This window comes from Dermacoccus sp. Ellin185, from assembly GCF_000152185.1.
GTDB lineage: Bacteria > Actinomycetota > Actinomycetes > Actinomycetales > Dermatophilaceae > Dermacoccus > Dermacoccus nishinomiyaensis.
Window position 1 is genome coordinate 1 of record NZ_AEIQ01000111.1, and the last position, 22,912, is coordinate 22,912.

Annotated in this window: 20 protein-coding genes; 12 read left to right on the forward strand and 8 right to left on the reverse strand. The window is 69.6% G+C overall.

Translation table 11 applies throughout. From position 1 onward, the window contains the following. On the reverse strand, positions 1-879 hold an 879-nt coding region (locus tag HMPREF0321_RS12295; RefSeq protein WP_006946869.1), incomplete at its 3' end, for a protein kinase. Between the two features lie 49 nt (positions 880-928). Next, positions 929-1,822: a transglycosylase SLT domain-containing protein gene (locus HMPREF0321_RS12300; RefSeq protein WP_006946870.1), complete on the reverse strand. Its 894-nt coding sequence runs from the start codon at positions 1,820-1,822 to the stop codon at positions 929-931. Between the two features lie 86 nt (positions 1,823-1,908). On the opposite strand from HMPREF0321_RS12300, the gene HMPREF0321_RS12305 reads away from it, so the two are divergent. After that, the gene (locus HMPREF0321_RS12305) at positions 1,909-2,283 is read left to right on the forward strand and encodes an Rv2175c family DNA-binding protein (RefSeq protein WP_006946890.1); all 375 of its coding nucleotides are present in this window, start codon (positions 1,909-1,911) and stop codon (positions 2,281-2,283) included. 15 nt (positions 2,284-2,298) lie between these two features. Here HMPREF0321_RS12305 and HMPREF0321_RS12310 read toward each other — a convergent pair whose 3' ends face one another. After that, positions 2,299-3,393, reverse strand: coding sequence for a polyprenyl synthetase family protein (locus HMPREF0321_RS12310; RefSeq protein WP_006946859.1), 1,095 nt, complete (start codon positions 3,391-3,393; stop codon positions 2,299-2,301). A gap of 165 nt (positions 3,394-3,558) precedes the next feature. Between HMPREF0321_RS12310 and HMPREF0321_RS12315 the strand changes: the two genes are divergently transcribed. The 5 genes from HMPREF0321_RS12315 (at position 3,559) to HMPREF0321_RS12335 (ending at position 9,917) form a co-directional block, all read left to right on the forward strand. Then, entirely contained in the window at positions 3,559-3,864 is a 306-nt protein-coding gene (locus HMPREF0321_RS12315) for a DUF6504 family protein (RefSeq protein ID WP_131940850.1), read from the forward strand. A gap of 51 nt (positions 3,865-3,915) precedes the next feature. After that, positions 3,916-4,392 (forward strand): SAV_6107 family HEPN domain-containing protein, encoded by a 477-nt coding sequence (locus tag HMPREF0321_RS12320; RefSeq protein ID WP_006946864.1) that lies wholly within the window; start codon positions 3,916-3,918, stop codon positions 4,390-4,392. Positions 4,393-4,395: 3 nt separating this feature from the next. Beyond that, positions 4,396-8,142, forward strand: a complete 3,747-nt coding sequence (locus HMPREF0321_RS12325) for a DNA polymerase III subunit alpha (RefSeq protein ID WP_006946899.1) — start codon at positions 4,396-4,398, stop codon at positions 8,140-8,142. Further along, entirely contained in the window at positions 8,139-9,287 is a 1,149-nt protein-coding gene (gene dinB, locus HMPREF0321_RS12330; protein WP_006946866.1) for a DNA polymerase IV, read from the forward strand. Before HMPREF0321_RS12325 ends, dinB begins: the two co-directional genes overlap by 4 nt. Positions 9,288-9,449: 162 nt before the next feature. Next, positions 9,450-9,917: a DUF3040 domain-containing protein gene (locus tag HMPREF0321_RS12335; RefSeq protein ID WP_006946879.1), complete on the forward strand. Its 468-nt coding sequence runs from the start codon at positions 9,450-9,452 to the stop codon at positions 9,915-9,917. Positions 9,918-9,986: 69 nt separating this feature from the next. Here the strand turns inward: HMPREF0321_RS12335 and HMPREF0321_RS12340 are convergent, their stop codons facing one another. Further along, the gene (locus tag HMPREF0321_RS12340; protein ID WP_131940856.1) at positions 9,987-10,487 is read right to left on the reverse strand and encodes a DUF456 domain-containing protein; all 501 of its coding nucleotides are present in this window, start codon (positions 10,485-10,487) and stop codon (positions 9,987-9,989) included. Positions 10,488-10,699: 212 nt separating this feature from the next. Then, the gene (locus HMPREF0321_RS12345) at positions 10,700-10,897 is read right to left on the reverse strand and encodes a hypothetical protein (protein ID WP_006946873.1); all 198 of its coding nucleotides are present in this window, start codon (positions 10,895-10,897) and stop codon (positions 10,700-10,702) included. A 282-nt stretch (positions 10,898-11,179) separates the two neighbouring features. Between HMPREF0321_RS12345 and HMPREF0321_RS12350 the strand changes: the two genes are divergently transcribed. The 4 genes from HMPREF0321_RS12350 to HMPREF0321_RS12365 all read left to right on the forward strand — a co-directional run bounded on the left by HMPREF0321_RS12350 (position 11,180) and on the right by HMPREF0321_RS12365 (position 16,043). Beyond that, a complete protein-coding gene (locus HMPREF0321_RS12350; RefSeq protein WP_006946863.1) occupies positions 11,180-13,351 on the forward strand; it encodes a type IIA DNA topoisomerase subunit B in 2,172 nt (723 codons plus the stop codon). Further along, positions 13,348-14,628 (forward strand): MFS transporter, encoded by a 1,281-nt coding sequence (locus HMPREF0321_RS12355; RefSeq protein WP_006946897.1) that lies wholly within the window; start codon positions 13,348-13,350, stop codon positions 14,626-14,628. The genes HMPREF0321_RS12350 and HMPREF0321_RS12355 overlap by 4 nt, the downstream gene beginning before the upstream one ends. Positions 14,629-14,841: 213 nt before the next feature. After that, positions 14,842-15,501 carry a hypothetical protein gene (locus tag HMPREF0321_RS12360; protein WP_040015027.1) on the forward strand — a complete coding sequence of 220 codons (660 nt, stop codon included), beginning with the start codon at positions 14,842-14,844 and terminating at the stop codon, positions 15,499-15,501. Positions 15,502-15,644: 143 nt separating this feature from the next. After that, entirely contained in the window at positions 15,645-16,043 is a 399-nt protein-coding gene (locus HMPREF0321_RS12365) for a hypothetical protein (RefSeq protein ID WP_139023656.1), read from the forward strand. A 59-nt stretch (positions 16,044-16,102) separates the two neighbouring features. Here HMPREF0321_RS12365 and HMPREF0321_RS12370 read toward each other — a convergent pair whose 3' ends face one another. Beyond that, positions 16,103-16,504 (reverse strand): uncharacterized HhH-GPD family protein, encoded by a 402-nt coding sequence (locus tag HMPREF0321_RS12370; protein ID WP_006946872.1) that lies wholly within the window; start codon positions 16,502-16,504, stop codon positions 16,103-16,105. A gap of 98 nt (positions 16,505-16,602) precedes the next feature. On the opposite strand from HMPREF0321_RS12370, the gene HMPREF0321_RS12375 reads away from it, so the two are divergent. After that, a complete protein-coding gene (locus HMPREF0321_RS12375) occupies positions 16,603-17,973 on the forward strand; it encodes an AI-2E family transporter (protein ID WP_006946874.1) in 1,371 nt (456 codons plus the stop codon). Positions 17,974-18,231: 258 nt separating this feature from the next. Next, complete coding sequence (locus tag HMPREF0321_RS12380) at positions 18,232-18,909, forward strand: hypothetical protein (protein WP_006946886.1); 678 nt, start codon at positions 18,232-18,234, stop codon at positions 18,907-18,909. A 91-nt stretch (positions 18,910-19,000) separates the two neighbouring features. On the opposite strand, the gene HMPREF0321_RS15075 is transcribed toward HMPREF0321_RS12380, so the two are convergent. Together HMPREF0321_RS15075 and HMPREF0321_RS12390 are read right to left on the reverse strand one after the other, a co-directional pair. After that, the gene (locus tag HMPREF0321_RS15075; protein WP_006946901.1) at positions 19,001-19,882 is read right to left on the reverse strand and encodes a sucrase ferredoxin; all 882 of its coding nucleotides are present in this window, start codon (positions 19,880-19,882) and stop codon (positions 19,001-19,003) included. A gap of 386 nt (positions 19,883-20,268) precedes the next feature. Then, positions 20,269-22,869 carry a DNA topoisomerase (ATP-hydrolyzing) subunit A gene (locus tag HMPREF0321_RS12390; RefSeq protein WP_006946888.1) on the reverse strand — a complete coding sequence of 867 codons (2,601 nt, stop codon included), beginning with the start codon at positions 22,867-22,869 and terminating at the stop codon, positions 20,269-20,271. Positions 22,870-22,912 lie beyond the last annotated feature (43 nt).

Consider the following 22,912-nt stretch of genomic DNA (forward strand, 5'->3'; position numbering starts at 1 on the left):
CGGGTGACCCAGGGCCTCGGGCGTCAGCCGGGCGCGCGCGGCGTGCAGTTCGTGGGCGGAGGCGGTGGCGTCGGCCGGACGATCGGCGGGCATCTTGCTCGTCGCGCGGGTGAACCAGGCGTCGAGGGGGGCCAGGGACGCGTCAGCGCTCGAGGGTGGATGCGGCGCTTCGTGGACGTGGCGGTAGGCGACCTGGACCGGGGAGTCGCCGTCGAACGAGCGACGCCCCGTCAACATCTCGGCGAGGACGAGGGCGGAGGCGTAGACGTCGCCGCGCGGACCGGAGTGGCCGAATCGGGCGGGTTCCACCTGCTCGGGCGCGAGGTAGGAGGCGGTGCCGATGAGCATCTCGTTGTCGGCGCTCACGGACGAGCGCGCCGACGAGACGGCGCGCGCCAGACCGAAATCGGCGATCTTCACGACCCCGCGCGAGCTGATGAGGATGTTCTCGGGCTTGATGTCGCGGTGGACGAGGCCCGCGTGATGGGCGGCGCCGAGCCCGTCGAGCACCTGCTCGAACAGTGCGAGCAGCTCGCCGGTGGGGCGTCCGCCACGGTTGATGACGTCGCGCATCGTGACGCCGTCGACGAGTTCCATCGCGAGGAACACGACGTCACCGTCGCGCCCCTGGTCGTGGACGGCGACGACGTGCGGGTGGCTGAGCCGTGCGGCGGCGCGCGCCTCGCGCTGGAAGCGGGTGACGAAGGCGGGGTCGCGTGCGAGGTCGGCGCGCAGCACCTTGAACGCGACGTCGCGCTCGAGGCGTGTGTCGTGCGCGACGTAGACGCGCCCCATCCCGCCGTCGGCCAGGTGGCTTCTCACCTGATAGCGGCGTTCGATCAGCTGCCCGATGAGGGGGTCGGCTTGGATCGGCTCCACGAGCGCAGTCTAGGCGGCTCCGCGTGTGCGTCGGCTGTGCACGCCCGCGTCAGGAGAAACGCTTCATGTGGGTATTGACGCTCGCGACGTACCGGCGGGTGTCGGGGTACATGCCGTGCGCGCGCACTGCTCCAAGACCTTGGTAGTAGGCGGCGATGGCCTCGTTCTGATCGTGCGCGTGCTCGGTGAGGAAACGCAGCGTTACGACGCCGGCGGTGATGTTGTCCTGCGTGTCGAGCAGGTCGAGGTGACGATGCACGATGGAGCCGGCCCACTGCCCGGTCGTGGGCGTGACCTGCATCGTGCCGAGGGCGTCGCAGACCGAGACGGCGCTCTGCCGGTGACCCGATTCCTGCCAGCCGATCGCGAGGGCGAGCTTCGGGCTGACGCCGTAGCGCTTCGCGGTCGAGGTGATCATCGCGCGGATCTGCGCCTGCCCGGGCAGGTCGGCCGCGGCGAGCTGACGGCGGTGGCGGTCACCGGAGGCGACGAGGGACGCCGGATAGCCGCGCGCCGCCGCCGTCCCGGCGTAGCGGACGACGCGCTTCGGCTTCGGGGCGTGCGTCGAAGGGCCCGGGTGCGGCGTGGCTGCGGGTTTCGTCGCCGCACGGGTGGGCTTCGTCGCCGGGTGGGGTGACGGCGTGTGCGCGGCGGAGGTAGCGACGGGGACGCGCAGCGTCGTGCCGGGGAGCAGGCGGCGCACCTCGATGCCGGGATTCGCCTTGACGATGGCGGCGACGCTGGAGTGCATGCGTCGCGCGATGCCGTAGACGGTGTCGCCGACGCGCACGCGCGTCGTCGCCATCCTGCGCACCGGCTTCTTCGCGGCGTTCGCGCGGTGTGACGTCGGCGTCTCGGCGTGCGACTGCGGGCCGCGCAGCTGGTGGTGCACGGGCTGGGCGGCGCTGTGGACGGCGACGGGCAGGGCGAGAAGGGCGGGCATGTGTCCACGCTAGGTCGCGGCTGTGACGTTTTGGTGGAGGCGCGCTCGACGTGCGCCGATGAGAGAGTCTCTGGCACCCTGTGAGGGTGAATGACGCAACCGCACCTGACCTCGAGACCCTCGTCGGCGACTGGCTGACCGTACCCGACCTCGCCGAGGCGCTCGGCATGTCGCTGCGCCAGGTGCGTCAGATGATCGCCGACCGCGAGATCATCGCGAGCCGCGTCGGGGAGCGCAACGTCGTCGCGGTGCCGGCCGCCTTCATCCAGGGCGGCGGCGTGCTCGCCTCGCTCATGGGCACCGTCACGGTGCTCAACGACGGCGGGTTCGACGACGACGAGGCCATCCGCTGGCTGTGCACGCCGGACGAGACCCTCCCGATCGACGGGGCACCGATCGACATGCTGCGCGCGGGCCGCAAGGCCGAGGTGCGCAAGCGCGCCATGGAGGACGCGTTCTGATCGCGAGCTGCCGCGTCAGAACGTGCGGGCCGTCGTCGACTCGATGAACGCCTCCAGCGCGGCGTAGGCGTCGGCCGGCACCTGGCTGCGCACACCGTCCAACGCCGCGCGGGCCCGCTGAGCGCCCTCGGCGATGCGCGCTTCGACGGCGTCGACGGCCCCTGATTCGCGAGCGAGCACACGGATGCGTTCGACCTCGTCCTCGCGCAGGTCGTCGTGGCCGAAACGCTCGGCGAAGAACGTGCCGACCTCCGGCTCGTCACCGGCGGCGTCGAGCAGGTGCGCGACGAGGACGGTGCGCTTGCCCTCGCGTAGGTCGTCGCCGGCGGGCTTGCCCGTCTGGGCCGGGTCGCCGAAGACGCCGAGCAGGTCGTCACGCAGCTGGTAGGCCTCACCGAGCGCGAGACCATACTGCGACAGGGCCTGCGTGACGTGGGGGGAGGCGCCCGCGCTCGCCGCACCGATGAGCAGGGGGTGCTCCATCGTGTACTTGGCGCTCTTGAAACGGATGACGCGCAGCGCACGCTCGATGCGCTCGGGCGTGCCCATCGTCGCCCAGGGCGTCGAGGCCTCGAGGACGTCGAGGAACTGACCGCCCATGAGCTGCGTGCGCATGAGGTCGAAGACGGCGCGACCGCGCGCGACCTCGTCGGCGGGCAGGCCGCTCGTCGCGTACATCTCGTCGGCCCACGTCAGGCACAGGTCGCCGGCCAGGATGGCGCCGGCCTCGCCGAAGCGGTCGGCGTCACCGTCGAGACCGCGGCTGCGGTGCGCGGCGGCCATCGCCCGGTGCGCGGCGGGCATGCCGCGTCGGGTGTCGCTCGCGTCCATGACGTCGTCGTGCAGCAACGCGGCGGCCTGGAACAGCTCCATCGACGCGGCGCAGCGCACGAGGGCGTCGCTGTCGGCTCCACCGGCGGCGCGGTAACCCCAGTACAGGAACGACGCACGCACACGCTTGCCTCCGCGCAGGAGGGTGGCGACGGCGTCGAGCATGAGGTCGGTCTGGCCGCCGAGGGGGGCGAGGACGTCGCGCTGATGGCTCACCTCGGCATCGAGGGTCTCCTGCAGTCGTTCGAGCAGGCGCGGCGCATCGAGAGAGTCGGGCACGGTGCGTTTCCTTTTCCAGATCGGCTACCAGTGAGCCTACGCGTAGCGGCGTGAGAACCGCGACCTGACGGGGTTGTCAGACGTCGGTCGTACATTCTTCTCATCGAACAGAAGTTCGATTTTCGTGGGGAGGGCTCTGCCCTCCACCGAGGAGGAGGTCGTGTGATGCGCGAGTACGACGACGTCGTCGCCATGGGGGTCGACGCGTGCGGCAAGCCCGTGGTCTTCGAGTGGCGCGGGCGTCGCTACCGGGTGACGCAGGTGCTCGACACCTGGCGTGAACGGGTGCCGTGGTGGCGTGATCCGGCCCGTCCCACGACACCTGACGAGCAGAGCGCCCCTGACGTCCAGCGCCGGCTCGAGCAACGCACCTGGCGTGTCGAGGCGACGGCCGGGCGCCGCGCCTCGAGCGGGGTCTTCCACCTCGTGCACCACGGTGAGCGCTGGTCGCTGCGCGCCCTCACCGACTGAGCTCATCGACTGAACCGCCCGTTCCCGCCCCATCGACGAAGGAAGTGCCCCATGACGACCCTGACCACAGCCCCGACCACGTCGACGTCGGTCACCTCGACGAACGCCGCCCCTGCCGTCTGCTCCACCGATCTGCTCGACCTCGTCGCGCGTTCCCACGACACCCTCGTCGAGGCCTGCACCGTCTCGACGAGTTCGCAGCGCTACGTCGCGGCGCATCTCGCGGCGCTGCGCGCCGCTGCTGGGTTGCTCGCGTGGAAGGCGCCGCGCAGCCTCAGCTCCAAGCCGCGCAGTGCGTGGGTGACGCTCGCCCAGCACGCGCCCGAGCTGGGTGAATGGGCGGCGTTCTTCACCGAGAGCGGGCGCCGCAGCCGCGCCGTGAGCGCAGGCATCCTCGTGCCCGCCGCACGAGAGGCCGACGATCTCGTGCGGCAGGCCGAGACGTTCCTGCAGATCGTCCTCGAGCACGCCGGTCTCCCGCCGCTCGCGCCGGTCGGTTCGCGCATGACCCCGGTCCAGGTGAGGTGAACCATGCAGTTCACGCACCTTCGGGTCGCCTCGTCGTACTCGCTGCAGTACGGCACGACCCCACCCGCGACACTCGTCGCCCGCGCCGCCGAGCTCGGGTACGGACGCCTCGCGCTCACCGACCGCGACGGTCTGTACGGCAGCGTCAAGTTCGTCGAGGCGTGCAGCGCCGCAGGCCTCGAGCCGATCCTCGGCGTCGACCTCGCGCTGGCGCCCGAGCGCGTGCTGCGGGCGCGTACCCCCGCCAAGGGTGGCCCGGCGCGGGACGAGCGGAGCCCGCGCGTCACCGTCCTCGCCCGCGGTGCGGCGTCGGGGCTCGCGCCGGGGCTGGGGTGGGCCCAGCTGTGCCGTCTCGTCACCGACGCTCATCTGAGCGGTGAGCGCGGCGCGCCCGCCACGAGTCTCGACCGGGTGGCCGCGCACGTCACGCACGAGAGCGAACCGAACCAGCCGGCACTCACGGTGCTCCTCGGCCCGGATTCGGACGTCGGGCAGGCACTCCTGCGCGGTCGTCACGCCGAGGCCGAGGCCCTGGTGCGTCGCTGGCGAACCGCTCTCCCGCACGGCGCGCTCGCCCTCGAGGTGGCCTGCCACGACGGCCCGCCCGAGGCGATGGCCAGTCGGCGTCACGCGACGAACCTGTGGCGCCTCGCCCGTCGGTGCGGCGTGCCCGCCGTGCTGAGCGGCTGGGTGCGTCATGGTGAGGTCGACGAGGCGATCACTGCCGACGTCCTCGACGCGGCACGCCGTGGGGTGGCGCTCGACCTGCGTCACCTGGATCGCACGAGCGTTCAGGGCCATCTGCGCCCTGAGGCGCAGATGCTGACGCAGGCCGAGGCGCTCGCCGAAGGGCTGGGTGATCTCGGCGCCGCGCTCGAGCTCGTCGGGGCGAGCGACCGGCTGGCGCAGGCGTGCGTCCAGCACCCGTTCCGAGACATCGGCATCGGGGCGGTGCACCTGCCCGAGGTCGAGGTGCTGGGCCTGACGGGCACCGACCCGCAGCGGGTGCTCACCGAGCGCTGTCACGCCGCGGTGAACGGACGCTACCCGCACGCGTCGGAGGCAAAACGGCGCGAGGTGCTGGAGCGGCTCGAGGAGGAGCTCGACGTGGTGCGTCACCTCGGGTACCCGACGTATTTCCTCACCGTCGCGCAGGTCTGCGACCTCATCCGCGACATGGGCGGGCGCGTCGCGGCCCGCGGGTCGGGCGCGGGCAGCCTCATCACCTACCTGCTCGGCATCAGCGGGGTCGACCCCATCGAGCACCGACTGCTCATGGAGCGGTTCTGCACGAGGGCCCGCGCGTCACTGCCCGACATCGACATCGACGTCGAGTCGGCGCGCCGCACCGAGATCTACGAACGCATCATGGAGCGCTTCGGCGGGGAGCGGGTGACGTGCGTGTCGATGATGGAGACCTACCGGGTGCGCCACGCCATCCGTGACGCCGGTGCCGCGCTCGGGATGGTGCCGGCCGACGTCGACGTCATCGCGAAGGCCTTCCCGCACGTCGCGGCCCGTGACGTGCGGCATGCGATCGAGGAGCTGCCCGAGCTGCGGGCGCGCGGGCTCGCCGAACCGGAGCTCGACCGGCTGTTCGACCTCGTCGAGCGCCTCGACGGGCTGCCGCGGCACATCGCGCTGCATCCGTGCGGGGTGATCCTGTCGAACGCCGGGCTGGCGCAGCGCACGCCGATGGAGGCGAGCTGGCTCGGTTTCCCGATGAGTCAGTTCGACAAGGACGACGTCGAGACGCTGGGGCTGCTCAAGCTCGACGTGCTCGGCATCCGCATGCAGTCGGCCATGGCCCACGCCGTCGCCGAGATCGAACGCGTCGAGGGTGCCGTCGTCGACCTCGACGACCCCGAGTGCGTGCCGTTCGACGACGAGGCCACCTTCGAGCTCATCCGCACGACGCGCACCCTGGGGTGCTTCCAGATCGAGTCGCCCGGGCAGCGGGAACTCATCGGCAAGTTCGGGCCGCAGCGTTTCGAAGACCTCATCATCGACATCTCGCTGTTCCGCCCCGGGCCGGTCAAGAGCGACATGATCACCCCGTTCCTGCGCGCGCGGCAGGGGTGGGCGCCGCCCGAGTACCTGCACGAGAGTCTGCGCCCGGCGCTGGAGGAGACGATGGGTGTCGTCGTCTTCCACGAACAGGTGCTGCGCATCTTCGCGCAGACGACCGGCATCACGCTGGCGCAGGCCGACGAGGTGCGACGGGCGATGGGCTCGAGCACCGGGCAGGAGAAGATCGAACTGTGGTGGCGCGAGGCCGCGCAGCACCGCGGCTACACGAGTGCGGAACGCGACCGCATCTGGGAGGTGCTCGCCGCGTTCGCCTCGTTCGGTTTCTGCAAGGCGCACGCCGCCGCGTTCGCCGTCCCCACCTACCAGTCGGCGTGGTTGAAGACCCATCACCTCGCCGCGTTCGTCGCAGGCGTTCTCACCCACGACCCGGGGATGTACCCCAAGCGACTCATCCTCGCCGACGTGCGGACGTTCGGCGTGCCCGTGCTGGGCGTCGACATCAACGCCTCGCGCCGCGAGTACCGCGTCGAGCGCGTGCCGGGCGAGGGCAGCGATGACGACCATCTCGGGTTGCGCATCGGTTTCCTCGACGTCAAGGGTATGAGCGAGCGCGAGATGACGTCACTCGTGGAGGGCCAGCCCTACACGAGCCTGACGGACGTGTGGCGCCGGGCGGGTCTGAGCCGGCCCGTCGTCGAGCGGTTGCTGCTCGTCGGCGCCTTCGACGCACTGCACGGCACCGGACGACCTGGCGTATGCGGCGCACCGACGCGGCGAGATCTGCTGCTCGAGCTCGACGACCTCGAACGGTTGGATCGGCACGCCTCGGCGCGTCTGACGCGTGGCGCTCGCCGTCGCATGATCAGTTCGGCCCCGGGCGTGGGCGCGTCTGTGAACGCGGACGGGGCCGCAGGAACGGTGATGGCTTTCGACAGCGTCGAGGCGGCACGTCGTCAGGCGCAGGGGCGACGGCCGCACGAGCGGTACGAGACGCAGGGCTCGCAGCTGGCCTTCGACATGCTCGACGACGGTGAGGCGGTGAGCAGTGGCCTGCCCGAGTTCACCCCGGCCGAGAAGGTGCGGGCCGAGCTCGACATCCTCGGGTTGGACGTCAGCGGGCACGTCATGCAGTTCTACGCGCCTCTCGTGCGGGCGTTGGGCGTCAGCCGGGCCTGTGACCTCGCGTCGCTGCACGGCGGCGAGACGGTGTGGTGCGCCGGCATCAAGGTCGCCACGCAGACACCGCCGGTGCGTTCGGGGCGACGCGTCATCTTCCTCACCGTCGACGACGGTACGGGCCCGGCCGACGCGACGTTCTTCGAGGACGTCCAGGGCCCCTACGCCGACACGGTCTTCCACGCGTGGATGCTCCTCGTGCGGGGCGTCGTGCGCCGCACCGGCCCGCGTGGGGTCTCGATCCGCGCGACGGGAGCGTGGGATCTGGCGCAGGCGTGGAAGGCGTGGGAGCACGACGGCGAGGCCGGGGTCCACCGTCTCGTCGAGGAGAGCGAGCGGCGCGGGGCGGAGCGCTCGGTCGGGGCCGCGCGCGGGCGGCGTCAGCTCGTGCACGCGTCGGGGTTCGCGCAGTCGCCGTACACCGACATCAAACCGGCGGGGGAGGCGCTTCGTGCCTCGCGCGCCGAACTGCCCGGCGAGGGTGAGGCTCCGTCACACCTGTGGCACGCGAGCCCGGGAAGCTCAGGAGGATGGAAACGATGATCCTGCACGTCGACATGGACGCCTTCTACGCCTCGGCGTCGCTCATCGAGCGCCCCGAACTCGTGGGCACCCCCGTCATCGTCGGGGGTGCGGGTCGCGGGGTGGTGCTGTCCGCCACGTACGAGGCGCGACGGTTCGGGGTGAGCTCCGGCATGCCCATGGGGCGCGCGCGCAGGCTGTGCCCGCAGGCGGTGGTGCTGCCACCCGACGCCGAGCTGTACTCGCGCATCTCGGGAGCCGTCATGCACCTGTTCGCTCAGGTGACGCCGCTCGTCGAACCCATCTCGCTCGACGAGGCGTTCCTCGACGTGAGCGGGGTGGCACCGACGCCGGGTCAGGCGGTTGCGCTCGGGCACCAGCTGCGTGACGCCGTCGCGGACGAGCAGATGATCACGTGCTCGGTCGGCATCGCGCCGGTCAAGTTCGTCGCCAAGCTGGCCTCGACGCGCGCGAAACCTGACGGGCTGCTCCTCGTCGAGCGCCACGAGACCCTCGACTTCCTCCACCCGCTGCCCGTCGAGGCGCTGTGGGGCGTGGGTGAGACGACGAAGGAGAAACTGCATCGCCTCGGGCTGCGCACCGTCGGCGATGTCGCACACCTGCCCGAACGCACGCTCGTGCGCGCCCTCGGGCAGAGCGCGGGCGTCACCCTGCACCGCCTCGCCTGGGGGCATGACGAGCGCCGCGTCGTCCCGCACGAACCCGAGCGCAGCATCGGTTCGGACGAGACGTTTCCCGCCGACCTCGACGACGCCGTCGAGATCAAGCGCGAGCTGCTCAAGCTGAGTGATCGGGTGGCGGCGCGGATGCGGGCGGCGCAGGTCGCAGGTCGGACGGTCGTGCTCAAGGTGAGGTTCTCGGACTTCACGACGATCACGCGCTCGCGCACGCTGCCCGAGCACACCGACGTCAGCCGCGAGATCTACGACGTCGCAGCGCAATTGTTCGACGCGCTCGCCCTGCAACGCGCGCTGGTGCGGCTCGTCGGGGTGCGGGTGCAGGGGTTGAAGGACGTACGCCAGACGTCGCGGCAGATCCGGCTCGGGGAGCGTGAGAACGGATGGCGGGAGGCGGATCGGGCGATCGATCGGGCGAGCGCGCGGTTCGGGGCAGGCATCGTGCGCCCGGCGAGCCTCGTCGGATGAGCGGGCACGGACGGCCCACGGCGGCAGGCTCTGGCGTGAAAGGTCAGGGTGTGATGCACTTTCCCCGTCGTGCACCACGCCGCAGTGCTACAACTGACGTTATGTGTCACCCGCCGCACGAGCTGTGCACCATGTGGGGTGACGAAGGGATGGAGGGCCACCATGCCGTTGTCCGAGCATGAGTTGCGCACGTTGGAGCAGCTCGAGGCGCAGCTTTCCGCCGAGGATCCCAAGTTCGCCTCGGCGATGCAGGCCGACCCGGAGCGCCGTCGACGGCGTCGTCGCGCCCTCCTCGCCGGCGCGGTCTGCCTCGCAGGCCTCGGCCTCACTGCCGTCGGCACGTACTCCTCGCACATGTGGTTGGGTCTCGTCGGCATGCTGGTCATCGCCGCGGGTGCCCTGCTGTCCGTGCAGACGCCGTCACGGCCCGCCCTGCACGTCGTCGACCCGAACTCGTTCGAGGGCATCACGGCCCAGACCGGCGCGCACCCCGCGTCACGGATGCCGCGCATGGCGCGTCCGGCGCGCACCGCTCGGCCGCGCTCCTCGGCTCCTCGTCCGCAGGGTGACTTCATGCAGCGGATGGAGCAGCGCTGGGAGCGTCGCCGCTACGAGAACCAGGGATGGTGAATCGGCAGCGGAGTCGCTGACGTGAGTGTTCGCTGCTCGTCTGCAGCGATGACGCTCGGCGCGCCCCGCTCACCGTGCCAGCGCGAACGCAGCGATGGCCCAGCCGACGGCGATCGTCACGGCTGCGGCCAGTTCGATGCCCACCGACGTCAGCGCTGCCCGGATGGCGACGCGGGTCGCTGTCCACGCCTGCGCGCGATCACGCAGTCGTGCGCTCTCCGCCAAGAACACGCCGATGACGAAGCCCAGCAGCAGCCCGATCACGGGGACGGCGAAGAAGCCGACCACCGCGCACACGAGCCCGACGATGTTGCTGCGCCGCGCGACCCCACCCCGCGAGAGCTGACGCCCCGGCACGAGAACCTGCACGACATAGCCTGCGACAGCGAGGACGCACGCGACAGCGAACACCACCCATGCCGCCGTGCTCGACTGGCCGATGGCCCAGACGAGCACGCCGAGCACGACGCACGCGAGGCCCGGTAGGACGGGCACGATGAGGCCGGCGATGCCGACCGCGACGAGCAGGGCCGCACCGAGCGTCGTCAAGGTTTCTGTGGAGACCACCATGGTGTTCATCATGGCCCATCAGCGCATCGCTGCGCCCGAGATCACCGCCGTCGCGCGGCGTCAGTCGCACGGCACCGATCGCACGACACCCATCGCGCGAGGCCTCATGCCCGGGTGCGTCCGACAGTGCCCCCGGCATGCGTTCGGCCCCGCGCCTCGATGATCGAGGGCGCGGGGCCGAACGGTTTGCTGTGCCGAAAGGCGCGAGATGCTCAGACCTCGCTGAGACGGGGGGTCTCGTCGATGACCTCGACGGCGACCTCCCGCAGCTTGTCGAGGTGCTCACGGCCGTGGTGGCCGCAGAAGCGCAGTTCGAGACCTTCGGACATGACGGCCTTGATGAACGCCTGGGCGCCACAGCGGTCGCAGCGGTCGGCGGCGGTCATCGTTTGTTCCATCGTTGCGGTCATATCCATCCTCCTCGTCGGACGGCGCGAGGGCCGTCGCACGCGTATTCGTGAACCCACACGAATGTGGTTCTCGACAATGAACAACAGTCTTCCACGTGGAGGCATTCCCGCGAAGCCGGTTTCGATCTGCGGGCCTCCTCGCGCGCCCGAGCGATTGCCTCGACCCGCGTGCACCCGCGGCCGCACACCACCATGCACACCACATGACGGAGCGCCCACGAGGGGTGGCTTGCGCGTGGCGACGCGGAACGACGGGGTTCGTCCGATAGCGTGTCGAGGCACATGTCGAGTGTGCGCGTGACGAAGGTCAAGGAGATTCCCCAGGTGTCGCCCAGCGAGAACCAAGAGAACTACACCGCCCGCCACCTCCAGGTGCTCGAGGGGCTCGAGGCCGTCCGCAAGCGTCCCGGCATGTACATCGGCTCGACCGACGGTCGCGGCCTCATGCACTGCCTCTGGGAGATCATCGACAACGCCGTCGACGAGGCGCTCGGCGGGTACTGCGACCGCATCGAGGTCATCCTCCTGCCCGACGGCTCCGTCGAGGTGCGCGACAACGGCCGCGGTATTCCCGTCGACGTCGAGCCGCGCACGGGTCTGTCGGGCGTCGAGGTCGTCTTCACGAAACTGCACGCGGGCGGCAAGTTCGGTGGCGGGTCGTACACGGCCTCCGGTGGTCTGCACGGCGTCGGTGCGTCCGTCGTCAACGCGCTCAGTTCGCGTCTCGACGTCGAGGTCGACCGTGCGAGCAAGACGTACGGCATGAGTTTCCGCCGCGGCGAGCCCGGCACGTTCGCTGACGGCGACTCCTCCGATCCGCTCGCGAAGAGCCCGACGAACCCGTTCACGCCGTTCGAGTCCGGCAGCCAGCTCGAGGTTGTCGGCAAGGCCAGGCGCGGCGTCACCGGTTCGCGCGTGCGCTACTGGGCCGACACGACGATCTTCCTCAAGACCGCGCAGTTCGACTACGACCAGCTCATCGCGCGCGCTCGTCAGACGAGTTTCCTCGTGCCGGGCCTCACCATCATCATTCGTGACGAGCGGGGCCTCGCCGGTACGCCGGGGGAGAACGGCCCCCACGAGGAGACCTTCCTCCACGACGGCGGCATCAGCGAGTTCTGCGAGTACCTCGCGCCCGACGCCGCCGTCACCGGCATCTGGCGCCTGCAGGGCAGCGGGTCGTTCACCGAGACGGTGCCGGTGCTCGACGAATCGAGCGGCCACATGACGAGCCAGGACGTGACGCGCGAGTGCGGCGTCGACATCGCGCTGCGCTGGGGCACCGGGTACGAGACGAAGGTGCGCAGCTTCGTCAACATCATCGCGACGCCGAAGGGTGGCACGCACAACACCGGTTTCGAGCAGGCGCTCATGAAGGTGTTCAAGAAGCAGCTCGAGGTCAACGCGCGCAAGCTCAAGGTCGGCAATGACAAAGTCGAGAAGGACGACGTCCTCGCCGGTCTGACGGCCGTCGTCACCGTCCGCCTCGCGGAGCCGCAGTTCGAGGGCCAGACGAAGGAGGTGCTCGGCACCGCGGCCGTGCGCGCCATCGTCAGCAAGGTCGTCGAGAAGGAGCTGAGCGCGCACCTGACGTCGACGAAGCGTGACGACAAGGCGCAGGCCGCGCTACTGCTGGAGAAGGTCGTCGCCGAGATGAAGTCGCGCATCAGCGCGCGCGCCCACAAGGAGACGCAGCGTCGCAAGACGGCGCTCGAATCCTCGAGCCTGCCGGGCAAGCTGAAGGACTGCCGCTCGACCGACGGTGAGCGCAGCGAGCTGTTCATCGTCGAGGGCGACTCGGCGCTCGGTACGGGCATGGCGGCGCGCAACTCGGAGTACCAGGCGCTGCTGCCGATCCGCGGCAAGATCCTCAACGTGCAGAAGGCGTCCGTCGGCGACATGCTGAAGAACGCGGAGTGCGCCTCGATCATCCAGGTCGTCGGCGGGGGTTCGGGGCGCAGTTTCGACCTCGACATGGTGCGCTACGGCAAGATCATCCTCATGACGGACGCCGACGTCGACGGCGCCCACATCCGCACGCTGCTGCTGACGTTGTTCTTCCGCTACATGCGTCCGCTCGTCGCGGCGGGGCGCGTGTACGCCGCGATGCCGCCGCTGCACCGTCTCGAGGTGAGCGCGCAGGGCCGCGCGAAGGGTGAGGTCATCTACACCTATTCCGAGGACGAGATGCGAGCCACCGTCGCGGCGTGGGAGAAGAAGGGCCGCACGTTCAAGCAGCCGCAGCGCTACAAGGGCCTCGGTGAGATGGACGCCGACCAGCTCGCGGAGACGACGATGGACCCGCGCCACCGCACATTGCGTCGTGTCACGCTCAAGGACGCCGAGATGGCCGAGCAGGTGTTCGACCTGCTCATGGGCAGCGAGGTCGCGCCGCGCAAGGATTTCATCATCTCCAGCGCCAACGATCTCGACACCGAGCGCATCGACGCATGAGTTCGACTCGGCTGCAACGGTTTCGCTCGGTTCTCGCCGACACGCGGCCGTTGCGCAACCCCGCCTTCCGGCGGTTGTGGATCGCCGACATCGTCACCGTCGTCGGCGCGCAGCTGACGATCGTGTCCGTGCCCGCGCAGATCTACGCGCAGACGCGCGATTCGAGTTACGTCGGGCTGACGGGGTTGTTCGGCCTCGTGCCGCTCATCGTGTTCGGCCTGTACGGCGGATCGCTCGCCGACGCGCACGATCGTCGACGGATCCTGCTGTTCACCTCGGGCGGCTTGGTCGTCGCGAGCGCGCTGTTCTGGGCGCAGGCGGCAGCAGGCGGCGTCAACGTCTGGGTGCTGCTGTGTCTGTTCGCAGCACAGCAGGCGTTGTTCGCGCTGCATCAACCGGCGTTGCAATCGTCGCTGCCGCGCCTGCTCGAACCCGAGTTGCTGCCCGCCGCGAACTCGCTGCTCATGACGGTCGCGATGGCCGGTGGCATTGCCGGCCCGCTGCTCGCCGGCGCGCTCATCCCCGTACTCGGGTTCTCGTGGATGTACGCGATCGACACGATATGCCTGCTCTCGACGCTGTGGGCCGTGTTCCGCATGCCCGCGCTGCCGCCGATCGGTGAGGTCGTCAAGGCCGGTTTTTCGTCGGTTCTCGACGGGTTGCGCTACCTGACGCGTCACCCCGTCCTGCTCGCGAGCTTCGTCGTCGACCTCATCGCGATGGTGTTCGGCATGCCGCGCTCGGAGTTTCCCCAGATCGCGCACGAGTCGTTCGGCGGTCCGCTCGGGGGTGGTTTCGCGTTCGCGTGGCTGTTCGCGGCGATCCCCGTCGGCGCCGTGCTCGGCGGCGTGTTCTCCGGGTGGGTGTCGCGCGTGCGACGACACGGCGTCGCCGTGCTGGCCGCGGTGCTCGTATGGGGCCTCGCCATCATCGGGTTCGGTGCGGCGGTAGCGCTCGCGAACGGGCGCGTCGACGTCGTGTTCTGGCTCGCGTTCATCGCCCTCGTCATCGGAGGTGCGGCCGACATGGTTTCCGCGGCCTTCCGCACGTCGATGCTTCAGACGGCGGCGAGCGACGAGGTGCGCGGGCGGCTGCAGGGCGTGTTCCTCGTCGTCGTCGCCGGCGGCCCACGCATCGCGGACGTCATCCACGGCGCCGGCGCGACCGCGATCGGAGCGGCGACGACGGCGTGGCTCGGCGGCGTGTGCGTCGTCATCGGTGTCGTGCTCGTGGGCCTGCTCGTCCCGTCCTTCCGGCGGTATCGACTCGCTGCCTGAGTCGTGGGGCGCGCCGGGCCGAACCGGGTGCGGCAACCGTGATGTGGCTTCGTCGGTCTCGGGCAGGGGTGTCCGCGATGACGGCTGGCCGGGCGAGTGGGGCCGTCCCCGTCGTTTGGCGCCGTGTGTGGTCAGGCTGAGCGTCGGCGGATGGTCGATCTGGACGGTTCTACGAATGAAGCTTTTCCCCTTAACTTCTGCTAGTTTAGGTCCATGCCTTCACTCCGATCCTCTCTCGTGGTGCTGACGGCGGATCAGGTCGACAGCCGCTCTGGCGGCGACGCCGTGCCCTCCGCCCTGCGAGCGCTGCGCGCTCTCCCGTCGAGCGGGGGGTCTGCGCGCGGCTTCGCGCGGACGGCGGGGGATGAGATCCAGGCCCTGTTCACGCGTTCGAGCGATACGGTCGAGGCGCTCGAACGGCTGGCGCGCCTCGGGTGCTGGCGGGTGGGGGTCGGCATCGGCGCGGTCGTGACGCCCGTACCCGACGATGTGCGTGCCGCCTCGGGTGAGGCGTTCATCGCGGCGCGTGAGGCGGTCGAGGCATCCCGGCTCGTGCCGGCGCGCGTGGCCGTTCGGGCTCCTTCGGCGCCCGAGGCGGGGGCCGACCTCGACGCGGCGCTGGCGCTGCTGCACCTGCTTTGGCATCGCCGCACACCTGCGGGGTGGGCTGTTGCCGAGTTGTTGGGGCAGGGGCTGACGGGGCGCGAGGTCGCCGCCGAACTCGACATCACCCCCTCGGCCGTCAGCCAACGCGCGCGGGCCGCAGCCGTCGAGGAGAGCGACGCCGGCATGCGCCTCGCCGCGCGCCTCATGGACGCTGCGCGCGCTCGCTCTGCTGAGGGGCGGCGTCGCTCGAGAGCCGACATGCTCTGATCGTGTGCGCCCGCGGCATGACGGCTGTGGGCGCGCTCGGATCACCAGCCCGGCCCTCACCCGGCTCGGCGTTGCGCCTGACGGAACGGATCGTCCCGGCCTGTGTCCTCACCACTGTCGGTGGCGGCGTCTACCGTCGGGTCATGGATGTCAGGGATGTTCTCGTCGTCGCGCTGTTCGGGTCACTGGCGCTCGCGGGTGGTGGTGTCGTGACGACGCTCGTGTTCCGCAGCGTCGATCGTCGGGCGTCCGAGGTGGGGGAGAGCCTGCCGGAGTCCTCGGACGGGGTCGCACAGGCCGCCACGATCCTGCGCGGCGGCGCGTGGATCGGCGCGCTTGAGCGGTTGGCGATCTTCGCGGGGCTCGTCGCGTCGTGGCCGGAGGCGATCGCGATCGTTCTCGCCGTCAAGGGGCTCGGGCGTTATCCGGAGCTGCGCAGCGGCGAGAAGTCGGCCGTCGCCGAGCGGTTCATCATCGGCACGTTCGTCAGCGTCCTGTGGGCGTGCGGCTGCGCGGGTCTCGTGGCGTGGTTGCGCACCTGAGCCCCCTGGCAGCGCGGCGTCCCTCGCCCAACGTCGGCGAGGTGCCGCTGACGCCGCCGTCACGATCGGGCTGCGGCCTTCTTCGCCGCCTTCATCTCACGTTTCGTCTCGCGAACCTTCTGCAGCGAGTCGGCGGCGTCGTCCGTCGCCCATATGGGGTGGGTGCCGCCGTCGTAGTCGTCGCGCACGGCGGCGAGCTTCTGCACGCGCTCTGCCATCGAGCGGCCGTGACGGTGAAGGGCGGGAGGCGTCGTGCACTTCTCGACGAACTCACCCGGTTCGATCGCGGCGATCTTCGTCGGATCGAGCGTGCCGAACCGGTCGTAGATCTTGGCGGGGCCGGAGAACGCCACCTCCATCGCGATCTGCTGCTCGAGCAGCATTCCGACGAGCAGCCCGAACAGACGCTCCGAGATGACGGCGTCGGCACGGTCGTTCTGGGCGATGTGCAATCGGGGCATGCAGGCATCGTAGGGCGGCGCGGCCCAAGGAACATGTCGATGTCACCACCTCGTGAGAGGATCACGCCAGATCACTCAGCGAGCGAAACGACGACGACATGACACTGTTCAGGCGCGCCGATGTCGGTGACGACGAACCGCAGCACCTCAAGGTCTCTCTGGACCTCAAGTCGGTGTGGCATGCCACCTGGATCGTCATCGGCGCCCTCGCCCTGCTCACCGCCCTCGGTTATCTGACGGGGTCGGCGGGTTCGGTCGTCTTCAACGTCGTCGTGGCGTTCTTCCTCGCCGCAGCCATCGAACCGGCCGTGTCGCGCTTCGCGATGCACATGCCGCGTGCGCTCGCGACGGGTCTCGTCGTCCTGCTGCTGGCGTGCGCCGTCGTCGGGTTCTTCGCCGCGTTCGGGGGCCTCCTCGTCGACGAGGTGCAGGCGCTCATCAGTGCGGCGCCCGGCCTCGTCACGGATTGCGTCGACTGGGTCAACCGCAAGTTCGACACCGACTACGACATCAACAAGCTGCTCTCGAGCGTCAACCTGACGCCCGACAACGTCGCGAACTACGGTTCGCAGCTGGCCGGCGGCGTCCTCGGGCTCGTGACGAGCGTCGTGTCCACGGCGTTCAACCTGTTCGTCCTCATCTTCTTCACCTGTTACATCTCGGCCGGCCTACCGCGTCTGCGCACCTGGGTGGCAGGGCTGTTCCCGCCGCGTCAGCAGCGCGTCGTGCTGACGGTGTGGGAGGTGTTCGTCGCAAAGGTCGGCGGGTACGTCGCGGCGCGCTTCATCCTCGCGACGATCTCGGCGACGATCCACTGCACGTTCATGATGCTGATCGGCATGCCGTACTGGCTGGCGCTCGGGTTGTGGACGGGCATCATCGCGCAGTTCGTGCCCAACATCGGCACGTACATCTCGATCGTCCTGCCCGTCCTCGTCGGCGCGACGAGCGACAAACCGATCAACGGCCTGTTCGTCCTCATCTTCGCGATCGTCTACCAGCAGATCGAGAACGTCACGATCGAGCCGAACATCAGCGCACGCGCCGTCGACGTCCACCCGGCCGTCTCGTTCGCATCCGCCCTCGCAGGCGCGAACATGTTCGGCCTCGCCGGCGGTTTGCTCGGTGTGCCCGCCGCCGCGACGGCCATGGCCATCCTCGACCTCTACAAGACGCGCTACGAGGTGAAGAGCTCGACGCTCGACGCCGCGCAACGCGACGCGAAGAAGGATCTCGACGACGACGACTCTGCGACGAGTGACGACCCACCGGGCCAGCGCGACCCCGTCGAACTCGCAGAAGCTGACGACGCCGCCGGCGACGCGCGTGACCAGGCGGTCGAGACGGGCGGCCGCCATGATTCCGACCACGCGACTCGTGACAGCGACGCCACGTCGACCACTCACGGCGACACCGCTGCGGTGAACCGCGACGATAACCGCAGCTCCGGTGGTGCGACGAAGGCCTGACCGGCCGGGGGCCGCCTTCCGTCCTCGCTGCCCTCGTGCCGCGAGACATACATCGCGTCCGGGATTGCATGGCAGGCCAAGCGTGGCAGCCGGTGCTCTGTACTTGGGGCGCGCTCCACGCTCCTGTCCCTGTCATCGTGGCCGACGACCGATGGCACCGAGCGACACAAACGGAACGGGTGGCAAGGAGCGGCAGGCTAGAGTGAAGGTGCCCCGTCGCGTGACAGGGGTCACCCCTCGCACCAACCAAGGATCCCCATGAAGAACATGATGCGACTCGCGCCTGCTGGCGCCACGGCTCTGGCCACCTTCGCCGCTGTCGCAGTCGCACCGACGGCGGACGCTGCCGTCATCGGAAGTTGCCGCCTCGTCGTCCCGTCGACTGTGCGCATCACCAGCAGTTACCAGCACTTCACACCCACGGTGACGGGCGGTTGCTCCTACTACGCCTCGAGTCTGTCTGCGGCGTGGTCGGGGTACACCTCGCAGGGTGCGGAGGATTTCCTCTACTTCGATCGTTCGAGTTCGGAGCATTGGGACGTCTATGACTGGCATTCCCTGGGGAAGGTCACATGGCGTCCGGAGAACGCGGGTGAATCGGTCAACTACAACGAGTTCACACAGAACTCGCCCACGACCGACGTGCGACTCGGCTCTTGGTCGACGATCAAGGCGACGCGTTCAGGGACGTCAGTGACACTCAGCTCGAACGGTGCTCGCTGGTCGTCGTACTGGGGCAAGCCCATTGCCTTCGAGACCTCTGCCTCCTTCCAGTACAAGGACGTGGGCTCGTCTACGTGGAGGACTCTTGTGACGAAGTCGGTCAAGGGAAGCACGTCGTATTCGTACCGGACCAGCGCGACCAGAGACTACCGAGTGGTCTACTCGACAACCGCCACGACGTGGGGTGTCACGAGCAACACCGCACGCAAGTAGGCCCACGTGCCCGACTGAGCCGGCTGCCTTGCCGCCCACTGGCCCTAGCTCGGGGCCGGTGGGCGGCGCCTGCTCGGGCAGGTTTGCGGCTTCAGTTCAGTCGCGCGACGAAGGACGCCGAAGGTTTCGCAGCCTTGAGGCACGAGTCGCGCAGAGGTTGGCCAGGTACCGACGTGATGGTGAGCGATGTGCCGTCGGGCAAGGAGACGAGCCACCCGTCGTCGCCGTTCGCCACGGGCGCACCGATCCCGGAGACGGGGGCCAACGTCAGATCGGGGTGCTGCTGGCGCCACCACGTCTCCGCCACCTGCGCGACCGGTTCCAGATCGATACGGCCGCGGTGAGTGGTCGACGAGAAGAGCTGCTGAACAACCGGATTCGCCGGCGAGCTCGTCGAGGCCGTCGCCAGCGCGGCAGCAGTGTCGCCGGTCAGTCGACCGAAGGTCTGGCCGCTCGGCAGGTGGATGGCCGTCGGCGCGAACCGGTGGCCGCCGATGTGCGAGACCTCCCACACGTTGTCGGGTGCGGCGGCATGCGCAGCTTCCGCGACGGGCCGGGCACGGACGGCGCAGCAGGCATCGCGGCGGCCGTTCGTGCACACGAGCAGCACAGGCTCGGGGCGTGCGGCGAAACCGAAAGACGCCAACCTCGCGCGCTCTGCCACATCGCCGGCGAGCAGACCTGTCACGTCTTCGCGTCGCAGGGTCGCTTCGACGAGCCACGGTTCGTCACCGAAACCACCGCCGACGAACACCCGGGCCGTCTCACCCGCCACGGCATGTCGCCCGACACGACGGATGAGGTACAGCGTTGCGTCTGCAGGTTGCGGCAGCCCGGAGTCGCCGACGGCATCGCGTCCCCACGCGCCCGGCACCTCGACGGCGACGATGACGCGCGCCACCTTCGCCGTCCCCCACGCAGGCATGCCGGCCGCTTCCCAATCGAGCGAGCACGAACTGGGTGACGTCATCATGCCCCCAGCCTAGAGGCGCGCCAAGGCACGGTGGGTCTCGCGCTCTGATGCGAGCGCCTCAGATGACACGCGCTCAGCAGAACCCTGGCCGTCACCCGGCGCGCCCGCCGCAGCTGCGTCACGTGGTGGTGGTTGTGTCAGTCCTGACTGCCGCACGGGCGAACAACTGACTCAGCTGGCCGACACAGGCTGATGCACCGCGGTGGCTCGGAGTGCCACCGTCGCCATCAACGGATGAAGGCGAGGCAGCTGCGTCACTTGGTGATGGTTGAGTCAGTCCTGACTGACACAGCGGTAACCAAGTGACTCAGCTGTCGATGCGAACTGCACCAGGGGCCGCCATAGAGGCCCGCAGCGCCCCGCGCCAGCACCCACCCCGCCGAACGTCAGGCGTCGTCACCGTCGAACAGACTGAGGCGGCTTCCGTCGTCGCCGATCGCACCGTCGTCAGTCTCTTCGCCCGCCGTCACCGGCGTCTGCTCGGCCACTTCGGCGGACGACGCATCGGCGGCCACCGACGCGTAGGGCGCCGTCGTGCCGATCGCGGCGATCTGGCCGGGGGCGGTGTCGCCGGAACCGTCGCGCTTGCCGTCTGCGTCGTCGAGGGTGAGCAGCTTGCCGATCGCCTTGCCCGAAGCATCCGCCGCGCGCGCCGGCGCGGAACCGACCCACGCGAACGTCAGGTGGTTCTCGCCGCGCAGGAAGCGGTGGGCGCGGACGCCGGCTGTCGCGCGTCCCTTGGCGGGGAACTCGGTGAACGGTGCGACCTTGAGCGAGGTGATCTCACCGTTCGGCGAGCCCGGGTGCCCCGCGCCGGTGACGACGATGCCGTCGCGCGAGACGGAGCCGAAGAAGATCGCTCGTGCGCCGGCACCGAGCTTGATGCCGGCGACACCGCCGCCGGTGCGGCCCTGCGGGCGCACGTTCGCAGCGTTGAAGTGCAGCAGTTGCGCCTCGTTCGTGACGAACGTCAGCTCCTCGGTGCCGGTCTGCAGTTCGACGGCGCCGACGACGACGTCGTCGCCCTTGAGCGTGATGACCTCCATGATCGGCTTGTTCGCGTACTCCGTCGTCACGCGCTTGACGACGCCCGCTGCGGTACCGAGTGCGAGGCCGGGGGAGTCGGCGCGCAGCGACGTCACCGTCAGCACCTTCTCGCCGGGTGCGAGGTCGACGAACGCGGCGACGGGCGCGCCGCCGTCGAGGACGGGCGCTGCGTGCGTGTCGACGAGGTGCGGCAGTTCGAGCGCGCTGACACGGAACAGCCGACCTGCGGACGTGACGACGCCGAACTCACCGCGCGCGCTGGTGCGCGCGGCGGCGAGGACGACGTCGTGCTTGCGGCGGCCACCGTCGGTCGACAGCAGATCGGCCGAGGTGGTGCGCGCGATGAGGCCGGTTGACGACAGCAGCACCCAGCACGGGTCGTCGGGGATCTCCAGCGGCATCGACGACTTGGATGCCGTCTTCGCCACCGCCTGCGTGCCGTTTCCCTCGAGCAGGACGGTGCGACGCGGCGTCCCGAATTCCTTGGCGACGGCGAGCAGTTCGTCGCAGACGACCTTGTGCAGCAGTTTGACGTCGGCGAGGATCGCGCGCAGCTTCTCGATCTCGGCGCGCAGCTCGTCGGCTTCCTTCTCGAGCTCGAGGCGGCTGAACTTCGTCAGGCGGCGCAGCTGCAGGTCGAGAATGTACGTCGCCTGCGCCTCGGACAGGTCGAACACCTGCATGAGGCGCGCCCGCGCCGTCGCGGAGTCGTCGGAGGAGCGGATGATCTGGATGACCTCGTCGATGTCGAGGATCGCGATGAGCAGGCCGTCGACGAGGTGGAGGCGGTCCTCCTTCTTGCCGAGGCGGTGCGTGGTGCGCCGGCGTACGACGTCGATGCGGAAGTCGGTGTAGACGCGCAGCAGCTCTTTGAGCCCGAGGGTGCGCGGCTGGCCGTCGACGAGTGCGACGTTGTTGATGCCGAAGCTCTCCTCCATCGGCGTCAGCTTGTAGAGCTGCTCGAGTACCGCTTCGGGGTTGAAGCCGTTCTTCAGTTCGATGACGAGGCGCAGGCCGTGGTGGCGGTCGGACAGGTCCTTGACGTCGGAGACGCCATGCAGTTTCTTCTGCCCGACGAGGTCTTTCATCTTGTCGATGACCTTCTCGGGCCCGACGAGGTACGGCAGTTCGGTGACGACGATGCCCTTGCGGCGCGGCGTGACGTTCTCGATCGTCGCCGTCGCGCGCGTGCGGAACGTGCCGCGGCCGGTGAGGTAGGCGTCGCGGATGCCGTCGAGGCCGATGATGCGCCCGCCCATCGGCAGGTCGGGGCCCGGCACGAAGCGCATGAGGTCGTCGAGGCTGCAGTCGGGGTTCTTGATGAGGTGGACCGCGGCCTGCACGACCTCGCCGAGGTTGTGCGGCGCCATGTTCGTCGCCATGCCGACGGCGATGCCGCTCGCGCCGTTGACGAGCAGGTTCGGGAACGCGGCGGGCAGGACGGACGGTTGTTGCAGCGAGTCGTCGTAGTTGGGCACGAAGTCGACGGTGTTCTCGTCGAGGCCGGCCACGAGCGTCAGCGATGCGGGCGCGAGACGCGCCTCGGTGTAACGCGACGCCGCGGGGCCCTGGTCGAGCGAGCCGAAGTTGCCATGGCCGTCGATCAGCGGCAGGCGCATCGTGAAGTCCTGCGCCATGCGCACGAGCGTGTCGTAGATCGCCGAGTCGCCGTGCGGGTGGTACTTGCCCATGACCTCCCCGACGACGCGCGAGGACTTGACGTGGTTCTTGTTCGGCGTCAGGCCGAGTTCGTCCATCGAGAACAGGATGCGCCGCTGCACCGGCTTGAGCCCGTCACGCGCGTCGGGAAGGGCACGCGAGTAGATGACGGAGTAGCTGTACTCGAGGAAAGCCGCCCGCATCTCGTCCTCGACATCGATGTCGATGATGTTCTCGACGATGTCCTCGTCCGGCATCTCGGGCTTCTTCGTGCGTGCCACTGCGCTTCCTCACTAGCTCGCTGACGCCCGGTACCCGGGCAGG